Here is a 12,836-nt window from a genome sequence, read left to right on the forward strand (position 1 = left end):
GCGTCCTCGGCCGCGGCGCCCGGGACGCCGCCGGAGGTCTCGCTGCCGCCCACGAGCGGCACCTTCGACTATCAGCTCGGCGGCGCGTACGACGAGGCGGCGGGCGCGACGTCGATCGACGTCGTCGTCCGCGACGCGACGGCCGACCCGCTGCCCGGGGCGTACTCCGTCTGCTACGTCAACGGCTTCCAGACGCAGCCCGACCAGGCGGACCTGTGGGCGGACCGCGAGGAGCTGCTGCTGCACGACGCGGACGGCGACCTCGTCGTCGACCCGGACTGGCCGGACGAGCACGTGCTGGACCCGTCGACCGCCGACCAGCGCGCGGGGATCCTCGAGGTGCTCGGGCCGGTGGTGACGGGGTGCGCGGAGGACGGCTTCGACGCCGTCGAGCTCGACAACCTCGACACGTGGACGCGGTTCGACCAGATCGACGAGGCGGGCGCGTACGCGCTGGCCCGGGCGTACGTGGACCTGGCGCACGGCGCGGGGCTCGCCGTCGCGCAGAAGAACGCCGCCGAGATCACGCGGGTCGCGCACGACGAGCTCGGCTTCGACCTCGCCGTCACCGAGGAGTGCGCCGCGTGGGACGAGTGCGCCGCGTACACCGACGTCTACGGCGACCGCGTGCTGCAGGTCGAGTACCCCGACGCCCTCGACGACGCGGGCCTGACCTTCGACGACGTCTGCGCGCGGGACGACCGCGCGCCGCTGACGATCCTGCGCGACCGGGACCTCGTCGCCGCCGACGAGGGCGGCTACGTGTACGACGCCTGCTGACGCCGTCGCGCGGGCTCAGCCCTGCGCGAGGTGCGCGACGAGCTTGCGCGTGACGCGGTCGAGGTCGGCGCGGTCGCGGCTGGTGAGGGGGGCGACGGCGTCGGCCTGGCCGGCGGCGTGCTTCGTGACGGCCTCGTCCACCAGGCGCAGGCCCTCGGGGGTGAGCTCGACGTCGAGGCTGCGCCGGTCGTGGGCGCTCGGCACGCGGACGATCCAGCCGCGCTTCTCCAGCCGGTCGAGCCGGCCCGTCATCGTGCCCGTGGTCATGAGCAGCGCCCGGGCGAGGCTGGTGGGGGACAGGCGGTACGGCTCGCCCGATCGGCGCAGGGCGAACATGACGTCGCCGTCGCCGCGGTTCACGCCGTACTCCGCCGCGACTCCTTCGGTCCGGGCGTCCACGAGCGCGGCCGCGCGGGTCAGCCGCGCGAGCAGCGCCATCGTGTCGCGGTCGATGTCGGGGCGCTGGTCGGCCCACTGCTGGACCAGGGCGTCGATGCGGTCGTTGTCGTCCACCCCGGGCACTTTAGCTTGCGCGCGAGTTACTTGCGGTCTACCTTCGGGTCAAGTCACTCGCGCACAAGTAACTTGAGGAGGAGCAATGACGACGCTGACGCTCAACGGGTCCGAGTCCCTGCGGGTGCTCGATTCCACCGCCGACCGCTTCGAGGTGGAGGCCACCTACGCACCGCGGGGCGAGCGCCCGCCGAAGCATGTGCACCCGCACCACGACGAGGAGTTCACGGTGCTCTCCGGCACCGTCCGGGTGGGGTTCGCCGACGACGAGCGCGACTACGCCGCGGGTGAGTCGTTCGTCGTCCCCCGCGGCACCGCCCACCACATGTGGAACCCGGGGGACGAGCCCACGGTCCTGCGCTGGCTCAGCACCCCGGCCGGCCGCGTCGAGGCGTTCTTCACGACCATGGACCGGCTGCAGCGCGAAGGGCGGGCCGGGCTCGTCCCGCTGGCCGGCGTCCTGCACCGCTATCGCGACGTCATGCGGCCGACGTCGCCCGTCACCCGTGCCGCCGTGCGCGCTCTCGGTCCGTTCTCCCGCGGGGGGCGTGCCTGATGCGCAAGCACCTCGCCACCACGCTCACCGTGCTGCTCGTCGTCGGCATCGGCTACGTGGGCGTCAGCTACCTGTTCTTCCCCGCGGCCACGGCGCCGCAGTTCGGCATGGCCGACTGGCCGGAGGGTGACGCCGCGGCCTTCCTCGCCACCAAGGGCGCCCGGGACCTCGCGTCCGGGCTCGTGCCGCTCGCGCTCCTGCTCACGGGGCAGCGCCGTGCCCTCGGGTGGGTGCTGACGATCTGGACCCTCGTGCCCCTCAGCGACGCCGCGCTCATCCTGTCCACCGGCGGATCGACCGTCACGGCGCTGGCCGTGCACGGGCTGACCGCGCTCGCGCTGGTGGTCACCGGCGTCCTGCTGCTGACCGAGAAGGCGGCACCGGCGACCCGCACCGCGGCGCCGACCGCAGCTCCCCAGGGCGCTTCCAGCAGCCGTTGACCTGGCGCTATGCTCCCGCTCGGCGAGCGTGCGTCCTCGTCCTCGGACGCCGACGTCCGGGTGTTCCGACGAGAACTGGGAGCATGATGCACGATCGACCATGGTTGTGCGGGCACCGCTCGGAGAACCTCGGCCGAGGCCTGCGGTCGCTCGTTGTCGGAGCGGCCGGCGTCGCGCTCGTGGCGGCAGGGGCGGGGCCCGCTGCGGCAGACCCGGCCGCGGAGCTCGCGCCGCCTCGTCTGTGGGTGAACCACCAGGAGTGCGGGGCCGAACCCATCGTCGCGACGCTCTCGAGTGACGACTACCTCGGCCTGCCGGTGGAGTTCGGCTTCGAGGACCCCGAGGTGGCGACCGCCCACGTCAGGCTCGTCGGTCCGACCGGCACCGTGCATCTCGACCTCGCAGACCAGGTGGTCCGAGAAGGCCGCGGCGGTGGCGACTACGACCGGCGCCGGGCGGGCATCGTCGAGGGTGGGCCATACACCCTGAGCGTGCAGGCGGTCACGTCCGACGACGTCCGAGGCCCGGCGGCCTCCTGCACGTTCGACCTCGTGGTGGGTCCTGCACGGCCGGACGTCCTGCCGGTGCTTGGCGAGCCGGGGGTCTACCCGCCGTTCATGCCAGCCGGCGGCGTGGGCGTGGGCGGAGTGTTCGTCGTCATCCCGCGGGTGGGCGGTGACGCGGTCGCGTACGAGTACGGGATCTCCGACGACCCCGACGCCCGCCCGGCCGCGCTGAGCACGGTCGAGGTCGACCCGGACGGGAATGTCGAGATCCCCGTCGTTCCGACGAGCCCTGGCGCGCACTACCTCAGCGTGGTGGGGGTGGACGCCGCTGGCCTCCGCGGCGGATGGGTGTCTCAGCGTTTCGATGTCGCGAAGGGGGCGCCTGTGCGGCCCCGGCCGGCGACGACGGTCACGGAGTCGGTAGACGATGCTCCGGGCGACGGACGCCTCCCGGTCGACATCCACCTGTCATCCGAGCTGGCCAACCTCCACGGTGTGTTCCCGATGGGCGAGGCGATCGTCCGCTCATCGACGGGTGCGGAGCTCGGGCGCACCACCTTCGACACGATGTCGGAGCGCGTGTTGCTCGACCAGGCGGCTCTCGGGACGGGGTTCCGCGACGTGCAGGTGGAGTACCGGCAGTTCGCCGGGGCCACGCCCGTCGTGACGACGGCGCGGGTGTGCGGCGGGTCGTGCTCGTTCAGCGGCGGCAAGGTCTCGGTCGGCTCGGACACCGGCAGGGTCAGCGTGACCACCGACCTGACGGCCCGGGTGTCCGGGTTCTCGCCCGCTCCGGCGTCGTACACCTACCAGTGGCTGCGCGACGGGAAGGCGCTCAAGGGAGCGACGACGAAGGACTATCTGGGCGTTCCGACCGACCAGGGCCACCGGATCGCTGTGAGGGTGACCGCGCACGGCCCGCGCATGACGCCGCGCTCCGTGACGTCGTCGTCCGTCCTGGTGGGCGACCGCGACGAGATGCACGCCGACTACGGCGTGAAGTTCACGGCGTTCGACTGGGAGCACTACTTCAGCTACCAGACCTCCCACGACGGCGAGACGGCGGGCTGGCCCGGCAGCGGGTACACCGTGGAGATGCTGTCGGCGACGCCGGGATCCCGGGCCTACACCACGAGCACCGGCCCGGCCGACGGCTCCGCGATGTGGTTCGAGATCAGCGGCTACGTCGAGGGCCAGGGGTGGTCGGGGCAGAAGGTCCAGAAGACCGACAAGGTGCCCTACGTCGGCAGCATCGGCGGGAAGCGCCGGCTCGAGGCGATCCGCATCGACACGGCCGGGCCGGTCTCGCCGTACTACGACGTGTTCTACCGCGTCTACGTGCCCGGGCGCGGCTGGCTGGGCTGGGCGACGAACGGCGGTACGTCGGGCATGATCGGCTACGGCAGCCGCATCGAGGGGGTGCAGATCAAGGTGCTGCGCCACGGGACGACGCCCACGGCGTCCGGGACGGGCAACGCGCCCTCCTACTCGCGGTCGACGCAGAAGCAGGTGCACGTCGAGGCGTTCATGGACCCGAGCAAGGTGTGGCGCGTGCCCATGGGCGGGGGCTCGACGGCGGGACGCGCCGAGAGCATCAGCGCCCCCCAGCGCCTCAACGCCGTGCGGGTGGACCTCGACGGCCGGTACTCCGGCAGCGTGCAGGTCTCCGCCAAGGTCAAGGGCGACGGATGGCGGGCGTACGTCGGCAACGACCGGACAGCCGGGTCGACGGGCCTCGGCCTGCCGACCTCGGCCTACCGCATGCGGCTCACGGGGACGATGGCGGACCACTACCGCCTCTACTACCGCACGTACGTCCAGGGCATCGGCTGGCTGGGCTGGGCGCACGACGGCGCGGCGTCCGGCACGTCGTCGTACACCGCGCGGCCGACGGCGGTGCAGGTGCTCCTGGTGCCGAAGGGCGAGGCCGCGCCGCGCAGCGGCTACGGGCGGGCCGCCTACCGGAGCTGACGCGGGGCCGGGGTCACCAGCCGTTCGGGCTGAGCACCTTGCGGATGCGCTTCTCGCTGACGGCGCCGTCCGTGCCGAGCTGCTGGGCGAACAGCGAGACGCGCAGCTCCTCGATCAGCCAGCGCACGTCGGCCAGCTCCGCCGCCCGGGCCGCGTCGGCGGGGCCGGCGGCGTACGCGGCACGAGCCTTGTCGTAGGCCTCCGTGACGTCGTGCACGCGCCAGGCGAGCTCCGCGTCGCGCGCGGGGTTCGTCTGCGCCTTCTCCAGCCGGTACGACGCCGCGCGCAGGTAGCGCACCAGGTGCGGGACGCGGCGCGGCGGCGTCTGCGCGACGAACCCGTCGTGGACCAGCCCGGCGACGTGCTCGCGGATGTCCTGCAGGGTGTTGAGCAGGGCGAGCGACGACGACGCGCGGACCTCGCCCTCGACCGTGCGCCAGGCGGACAGCGCGGCGACGACGTGCCCGACGATCCGGTGCACCTCGTCCTCCAGGTGCCGGCGGACGAACTCGCGCGCCGCCGCGTACGCCGCGGCGTCGCGGACCTGCGCGGCGACCGGGCCCCCCGTCGGGGTGCCCGGCGCCTTCTCCGCGTCGGGGCTGGTCAGGGCGATGACGGCGGCGAGCTGCAGGTCGGCGACCAGCGCCTCGGTGTTCCGGTACGGCGCGGCCGCCAGCGTCAGCGACTGCTTCGACGTCCAGCGCGACGTGATGCGGCCCGTCTGCAGCGCCGCCTCCGCCAGCAGCAGGCGGCGCACCCCGCGCGCGTGCGCGGCGTCGCGGCCGCTCGCGTCGGCCAGCACGCGCAGCGCCACGGACGGCTTGCGCTGCGCGTCCTCCTCCTCGACGAGCGCGGGGTACCCGCGCACCACCACCCCGCCGCCGAGGTCGGTCGAGACGCTCGCGGGGAGCGCGCCGTCGGGCAGGCCCTCCGGCCAGGTCGTGAGGCCGGTCTGCTCCGGGACGACGGCGCTCGCGCCGCCGGTCGCCGACGGCGCGGGGGCGGTCCGCACGGGGCGCCCCGGCGTCGGCGCTGCCGGCGCGGACGCGGCGGTGCCCGTCGAGCGTCGCGCCTCCTCCAGAGCCAGCCCGACGGCGCCCTTCACGGCCGCGCGGACGGCGGCCTCGGCCTGCGCGGCGAGCCGCTTCTGGAGCGACAGCAGGTCCTTGGACTCGTCGAGCGGGACGGGCGCGGGACGACGGCCCTTGCCCTTCCGGCCCTTCCCCTTCGGCGCGCCCCTCGCCGTGTCCGTCGCGCCCGCGGCGGCGGCGTCCTCGACCCGGAACGTCATGCGCAGGTGCGCGGGCAGCCGCTCGACGCGCTCGGCGTCCCAGACGTCGTCGGGGATGACGACGTCGCGCAGCGCGCGGACGGCGCGGGAGAACGCGGCGTGGAACGGCTCGGCCATGTCGCCGGCGCGGGTCATGTCCTCCCACGACGGCGTGTTCGCGCGCAGCCAGCCGGCGACGGCGCGACCGACGTCCGGCGCGGGGACGAGCTGCACGCGCACGGCCTTGGGCAGGGACTTGATGGTCGCCACGCACAGCTCGTCGAGCAGGCCCGGCACCATCCAGTCGAAGCCGTCGGGGGCGACCCGGTTGAGGATCGACAGCGGCACGTGCACGGTGACGCCGTCGGCCGCGGCGCCGGGCTGGAACTGGTACGTCAGCGGCAGCGTGACCTCGCCCTGCGTCCAGGTCTCCGGGAACTCGGACGTGTCCACGGCGTCGGCGTCGACCAGCTGGTCGAGGGTGAACGTCAGCAGGTCCGGCGTCTCGCGCTGCGCCGTGCGCCACCAGCGGTCGAAGTGGGCGGCGCTGACGACGTCGTCGGGCACGCGCTCGTCGTAGAAGGCGAACAGGTCGTCCTCCGACGCGACGAGCCCGCGCTGCCGCGAGCGCGCCTCGAGCTCCTCCGCCTCGGCGAGCAGGCGCCGGTTCTCGGCGAAGAACCTGTGGTGCGTGGTCCACTGCCCCTCGACGAGCGCGTGCCGCACGAACATCTCGCGCGCCGCCTCGGGGTCGACCTTGGCGTAGAGCACGGGCCGGTCGGCGACGATCGGCACCCCGTACAGCAGCACCTTCTCCGTGGCCATGGCCGCGCCCTGCTTGGTGGACCAGTGCGGGTCGGAGTACGTGTGCTTGGCGAGCGGGCCGGCGAGCTCCTCGGCCCACTCGGGCTTGATGCGGGCGACGTCGCGTGCCCACAGCCGGGACGTCTCGACGAGCTCGCCGGCCATGATCCACTCCGGCGGCTTCTTGCTCAGCGGCGAGCCGGGGAAGATCGCGAACCGGGCGCCGCGCGCGCCGACGTACTCGTTGCGGGCGCGCTTGGCGGCCTGGCGCAGCGCGCGGGCGCGCGCCTCGCCGCGCAGGTGCGCCACCGACGACGCCTTGATCTCGCCGGTGTCCTGCATGCCGATCTGGCTGAGCAGCCCCGCCAGCAGCGACCGGTGGATGGTGTCGTCGTCCCAGGTGAGGCGGTAGTCCACCTCGGCGGCCTGGTCCTCGACCGAGGACGCCGCGCGGGGCTTGAACGACATGTCGATCCCGAGCGGCTTGGCCATCTCGCGCAGCTGCGCGACGACGTCCTGCCACTCGCGGATGCGCAGGAAGTTGAGGTACTCGGCCTTGCACATCCGGCGGAACGCGGACGAGCCCATCTCGTGCTGCTGGCCGCGCACGTACTCCCACAGGTTCAGCGCGGTGAGGAAGTCGGACGACTGGTCGGTGAACCGGGCGTGCAGCTGGTCGGCCTGCGCGCGGGACTCGGACGGGCGCTCGCGCGGGTCCTGGATGGACAGCAGCGCGGCGACGATCGCGACCTCGCGCGCGACGCCGCGCTTCGAGCCCTCGATGATCATGCGGGCCAGGCGCGGGTCCATCGGCAACTGTGCGAGCGTGCGGCCGACGTCGGTGAGGCGCGTCGCGCCGTCCGTCGTCTCCAGCGCGCCCAGCTCGGACAGCAGCTGCACGCCGTCGCGCACGGCCCGCGTGTCCGGGGGCTCGACGAACGGGAACTTCGCGACGTCGTCGGGGGTCGTCACGACGCCGACGCTGATCATCTGCAGCAGCACGGACGCGAGCGACGTGCGCAGGATCTCCGGCTCGGTGAACTCCGGACGGTTCTCGAAGTCGTCCTGCGAGTACAGCCGGATCGCGACGCCGTCGGCCACACGGCCCGAGCGGCCGGAGCGCTGGTTGGCCGACGCCTGGCTGATCGGCTCGATCGGCAGCCGCTGCACCTTGGTCGCCTTGGAGTAGCGCGAGATGCGTGCCGTGCCCGGGTCGACGACGTAGTGGATGCCCGGCACCGTCAGCGACGTCTCCGCGACGTTCGTCGACAGCACGATCCGCCGGCCGGGGTGCGACTGGAACACGCGGTGCTGCTCCGCCGCGGACAGCCGCGAGTACAGCGGCAGGATCTCGACGTGGTCGGGGCGCTTGGCGTCCCGCACGCGGTCCTTGAGGTGCCCCTCGAGCGCGTCCGCGGCGTCGTGGATCTCCCGCTCGCCGGAGAGGAAGACGAGGATGTCGCCGGAGCCCTCGCGCATCAGCTCGTCGCAGGCCTCGACGATGCCCGTGACCAGGTCCTTCTCCTCGCCCTTGGCCTTCTTGGGCTGGTCGGGGTCCGTGTCGGGGGAGAGCGGCCGCCACCGGATCTCGACCGGGTAGGTGCGGCCGGAGACCTCGACGACGGGCGCGTGGTCGGGCAGGACCTCGACGACGGCGTCGGGCGCGCCGCCGATCTCGGCCAGGTGCGACGGCGAGAAGTGCGCCGCGAACCGCTCGGAGTCGATCGTCGCGGACGTGATGACGAGCTTGAGGTCCGGGCGGCGCGGCAGCAGCCGGGACAGGTAGCCGAGAAGGAAGTCGATGTTGAGCGACCGCTCGTGCGCCTCGTCGATGACGATCGTGTCGTAGGCGAGCAGGTCCGGGTCCCGCTGGATCTGGGCCAGCAGGATGCCGTCGGTCATCACCTTGACGAGCGTCTCGTCGCTCGACTCGTCGGTGAACCGCACCTGATAGCCGACGACGCCGCCCAGCGGGGTGGACAGCTCCTCCGCGACGCGCTCGGCGACGCTGCGCGCCGCGATCCGCCGCGGCTGCGTGTGCCCGATCTGGCCCTTCCGGCCGCGCCCGAGCTCCAGCAGGATCTTCGGGAGCTGCGTCGTCTTGCCGGACCCCGTCTCGCCCGCGACGACGACGACCTGGTGGTCGCGGATCGCGGCGGCGATGTCCTCCCGCCGCGCCGAGACCGGCAGCTGCTCGGGGTAGACGATCGGCGGCACCTCGACGGCGGCGCGCAGCGCGGCGGCCTTCTCGAGCTGCTCGCGGCTGACGCGGCGCGGGCCCGCCTGCCGGGGGCCGCGGCCCTGCCCGCGACCGCGCCCTCGGCCCCGCCCGCGACCCCGACCGTGCCCCCGGTCCTGGGGACGACGCGCACCGCCGTCGTCCGACGACGACTGCGGTGCGGGGCTGGGCTCGGTGCTCACGACGTCCCATTCTCTCAAGCGCCGCAAGGTGATTCGTGCCCGGCTACGCGGGGACCGCCACGCCCGTCGTCGCCCCCGCCTCCGCGTCGCCGCCGGACCGTGCGAGGTGGCGTCGCAGCGCGACGAACGCGACCGCGACGACGACCACGAGCACCACGGTGAGGTACACGCTCGCCTCGGTGCCGAACTCGCCGCCCGTGAGGGCCGCGCTCGACCCGTCCGCGGGCGACAGGCGCACGAGCGTGTTGTCCCGGGCCTCCCCGCTCACGGCGATGCCGAGCACGTTGCCCTGCACCATGTTCCAGCCCGCGTGGATCCCCATGGCCGTCCACAGGGTGCCCTGCCGCAGCACGAGCAGGCTCACGAAGATGCCGAACAGCGTGATGTTGAGCTTCGCCAGGAGGTTGCCGCCGGGGTGGATGAACGCGAACAGCGCCGCGAGGAACACGACGGCCAGCCAGGCGGGCCACGAGTACAGGTGCCGCTGCAGCAGGAAGCCGCGGAACACGATCTCCTCGCTGCTGCCCTGGATCAGCCAGATCGGCAGGGTGGCCAGGACGAGACCCACGGCGGCGGATCCCGTGAGCGTCCCCGGCCCGCCCTCGGTCACGACCAGCTGCCCGGACAGGATCGACGGCAGCGCACCGAGCGTGACGAGCGCCCCGCCGAGCAGGAGCCCCACCAGCATGCGGGCCCACCACCGGCGGTCGCGCAGGCCGAGCGACCCCGCGGGCCGCCGCTCGTAGAGCACCACCCACAGCAGGACGATGGCGATGGGCCACAGGTCGGTGACGCCCTCGATCACCTGGGACGCGAAGCTGGACAGGTCGGTGCTGTGGCCGGTCGCGAGCCGGATCCCGGCGCCGATCAGCACCTGCACCACCAGCACGGCGAGCAGGATGCCGACGACGTACGTCAGCCAGATCGGCGTCCGGCGGCGGCCCTCGTCGATCGCACGGACGAACGGCAGCTCACGGACGCGCACGGTCGGCGCCCTCCGCCTCGACGGCCGGGGGCGCGTCGGACGCCGTGCGCTCGTCGGCGCCGCGGATGACCCACGCGACGACGGCGAGCCCGAGCAGCCCGATCAGCGGGGTGGCGAGGCCGGCCACCGGGATCGTCTCGTCGTCGACGAAGTTCACCGTGAACACCGACACGTCCCACATCCCGTGCAGCACCATCGCCCAGACCAGCGAGCCGGTGACGCGGCGCAGGATGTAGAACACCGTGCCGGACCCCGCCGCGATCGCCCCCTGCAGCAGCGCCTTCTCGGGCGCCAGGCCGGAGAGCGAGTTGGCCAGGTGCATCGCGCCGAACAGCAGGGTGCTCAGCAGCCACACCCCGACCTCCCGGTAGCGCGACCGCAGGGCGACCAGCAGGACGCCGCGCGCGGCCAGCTCCTCGCAGAACCCCACGCCGACGCCGAGCAGCAGCAGCGCGATCAGGAACGACGCGTCGAAGGCGGACCACTCGGTCTGCGCGAAGCTCACCAGCGCGAGCAGCGCCATGAGGACGGGCACGACGATCGGCCACCGGCGCGCGCTGGGGCGCCGGTCGTGCAGGGCGGGCCGCCACCAGCCGAGGGCGGTCGTGACGGCGACGAGGTAGACCGCGCCGACCACGAACGACGGCACCGTGGAGCGGTAGATCGACTCCGCGCTGGTCCCGACCTCGTCGAACGGCACCCCGGCGATCGCGGCCACGACCACCACGATCACCAGGTACCCCACGAGCACCGCCACGCCGATCCATGCACGAGGTCGTACGCGCACGACACCACCCGCCTTCCGCTGGACGTTCCCGGACCGTTCACGGCCGCGCCGCCGCGCTCTTATCGTCGGGGTGGTCGGCGCGTCGCGCGACCGGGGCCTCAGGACGTCCGGCTGACGGCGACGTCCCCCGGAGGCGGCCCGGTGAGGCGCACGGGCGAGGCGACGAACAGCCCCGCCGCGAGCAGGGCGAGCACCGTCCCGGCGGCGCACCACCGCGTCACGACCGCGGCCGTCCGGGCCCGGAGGGTGCGGCGCGCGAGGGCGACGACGCCCAGACCGGCGAGGCCGCCCGCGGTGTTGACGACGACGTCGGTGACGTCCGAGCTCCCGACGGCCAGCACGTACTGCGCGACCTCGAGCAGCGCGCTGGCCCCCGCGAGCGTGCCCGCGACCCGCCACCACGGCCACGACGGCACGAGGAGCCCGAGGTAGACGCCGAAGGGCAGGAAGAGCACGAGCTCGGCCGGCTCGCTGGCACCCGCGTGGGCGGTGGCCACGAACGGGACGAGCTTGACGACGCCCTGGCCCGCCTCGCCGATCCGGGGGACGTCGAGCTTCCACAGGACCGTCCAGGCGAGCAGGACGAGGTACAGCGAGAACAGCAGGGGTAGGAGCCGCGGGCGGGACGCGCGGGCGGGGAGGGTCATCGCCCCAGCCCACCCGACGCCATGTTGCGGGAGCGTATGCGGAGCTCCGCGGTCATCGCCGGGGGCGCACGCTCGACGCGCGGACGGTGAGCGTCGGGTCGAGCAGCAGGCGGTGCGTCGGGCGGCGGTCGCCCTCGGTGAGCCGGGCGACCATGGTCTCCACGGCGAGCCGCCCGACGTCGTACGTGGGGGGCCGGACGGCGGTGAGCGGCGGGTCGCCCAGCTCGGCGACCTCGTCGTCGTACGCGACGATCGCGAGGTCGTCGGGCACGCGGACGGCGTGGTCCTGGCAGTACTGCGCGAAGGTGAGCGCGAACGGGTCGGAGTGCAGCAGCAGGGCCGTGGTGCCCGTGCGCCGGATCTCCTCCAGGGTCGACGCGAGCCGGTCGGCGCGGCCCGGGCGGTCGAAGCCGTCGCTGTGCCCGACGACCTGCTCGTCGGGGTCGATCCCCAGGGTGCGCAGCGCGTCGTGCCACCCGTGGCCGAGGGCGCGCGACGTCGTCGTCCCCGCGATCGACAGCAGCCCGATGCGGCGGTGCCCCTGGGCGTGCAGGTGCCACACCGCGGTCGCCGCGCCGGACGCGTGGTCGGACACCACCCACTCCAGGCTCTTGAAGGGGCTGATCTCCGGCGGCCGGCGGTCGGCGAGCAGCACCGGCGTGCGCAGCCGGTCGAGCCAGCCAAGGAGCTCGCCGACGCGCGGCCCGTCCAGCGTGGGCGTCACGACGAGCCCGTCCACCCCCGCCTCCGCGAGCCGCCGGCACTGGTGGCGGTCCTCGTCGGGGTCGTAAGCCGTGGTGCGGATGACGAGCCGGGCCCCGGCGCGTGCCGCGGCCGCCCGCGCCCCGGCCACGACCCGGGGGAAGTAGTAGTCGAGCTGCGGCACGACGAGGCCGATCGTGAGCCGCGAGCCCCGGGCGGTGGGCTCGGGTGCGGGCGCCGGTGCGACGCCCGCGGACGGCTCCGGCAGCGCGGCGCCGCCGTGCACGCGGACGAGGAGCCCCTTCGCGGCGAGCGCGTTCACGTCGCGCCGGACCGTCATCGCGGACACGCCGAGCTGGGCGGCGAGCGCGCCGACGGCGACGGTCCCGTGGGTGCGCAGCTCCCGCATGATGTGCTCGCGCCGCGCGGTGCCGAACGGCGGGGATGCCAAGGG

The 12,836-nt window shown here is 74.0% G+C and carries 10 protein-coding genes; 4 read left to right on the forward strand and 6 right to left on the reverse strand.

Annotated features, from left to right (window positions below):
- Window positions 1–780, forward strand: a 780-nt coding sequence (locus ACFWEK_RS10800; RefSeq protein ID WP_430554045.1) for an endo alpha-1,4 polygalactosaminidase, incomplete at its 5' end; no start/stop codon positions are given.
- Between the two features lie 15 nt (window positions 781–795).
- On the opposite strand, the gene ACFWEK_RS10805 is transcribed toward ACFWEK_RS10800, so the two are convergent.
- Window positions 796–1,293 (reverse strand): MarR family winged helix-turn-helix transcriptional regulator, encoded by a 498-nt coding sequence (locus ACFWEK_RS10805; protein WP_430547666.1) that lies wholly within the window; start codon window positions 1,291–1,293, stop codon window positions 796–798.
- Window positions 1,294–1,378: 85 nt separating this feature from the next.
- Here ACFWEK_RS10805 and ACFWEK_RS10810 point away from each other — a divergent pair, with 85 nt between their 5' ends.
- The 3 genes from ACFWEK_RS10810 (at window position 1,379) to ACFWEK_RS10820 (ending at window position 4,766) form a co-directional block, all read left to right on the forward strand.
- Entirely contained in the window at window positions 1,379–1,849 is a 471-nt protein-coding gene (locus ACFWEK_RS10810) for a cupin domain-containing protein (protein ID WP_430554046.1), read from the forward strand.
- Window positions 1,849–2,289, forward strand: a complete 441-nt coding sequence (locus ACFWEK_RS10815) for a DUF4267 domain-containing protein (protein ID WP_430554047.1) — start codon at window positions 1,849–1,851, stop codon at window positions 2,287–2,289. The genes ACFWEK_RS10810 and ACFWEK_RS10815 overlap by 1 nt, the downstream gene beginning before the upstream one ends.
- A gap of 245 nt (window positions 2,290–2,534) precedes the next feature.
- A complete protein-coding gene (locus tag ACFWEK_RS10820; RefSeq protein ID WP_430554048.1) occupies window positions 2,535–4,766 on the forward strand; it encodes a hypothetical protein in 2,232 nt (743 codons plus the stop codon).
- Between the two features lie 13 nt (window positions 4,767–4,779).
- Here the strand turns inward: ACFWEK_RS10820 and hrpA are convergent, their stop codons facing one another.
- The 5 genes from hrpA to ACFWEK_RS10845 form a co-directional block, all read right to left on the reverse strand.
- Entirely contained in the window at window positions 4,780–9,261 is a 4,482-nt protein-coding gene (gene hrpA, locus ACFWEK_RS10825; RefSeq protein WP_430554049.1) for an ATP-dependent RNA helicase HrpA, read from the reverse strand.
- Between the two features lie 43 nt (window positions 9,262–9,304).
- Window positions 9,305–10,246 (reverse strand): CPBP family intramembrane glutamic endopeptidase, encoded by a 942-nt coding sequence (locus ACFWEK_RS10830; protein WP_430547661.1) that lies wholly within the window; start codon window positions 10,244–10,246, stop codon window positions 9,305–9,307.
- Window positions 10,233–11,003 (reverse strand): CPBP family intramembrane glutamic endopeptidase, encoded by a 771-nt coding sequence (locus ACFWEK_RS10835; protein WP_430554050.1) that lies wholly within the window; start codon window positions 11,001–11,003, stop codon window positions 10,233–10,235. Before ACFWEK_RS10835 ends, ACFWEK_RS10830 begins: the two co-directional genes overlap by 14 nt.
- A 128-nt stretch (window positions 11,004–11,131) precedes the next feature.
- Window positions 11,132–11,680, reverse strand: a complete 549-nt coding sequence (locus ACFWEK_RS10840; protein ID WP_430554051.1) for a VanZ family protein — start codon at window positions 11,678–11,680, stop codon at window positions 11,132–11,134.
- Window positions 11,681–11,732: 52 nt separating this feature from the next.
- A partial coding sequence (locus ACFWEK_RS10845) for a substrate-binding domain-containing protein (protein ID WP_430554052.1) occupies window positions 11,733–12,836 on the reverse strand: 1,104 nt, incomplete at its 5' end.

Source organism: Isoptericola sp. NPDC060257, assembly GCF_042726645.1.
Taxonomy (GTDB): domain Bacteria; phylum Actinomycetota; class Actinomycetes; order Actinomycetales; family Cellulomonadaceae; genus Isoptericola; species Isoptericola nanjingensis.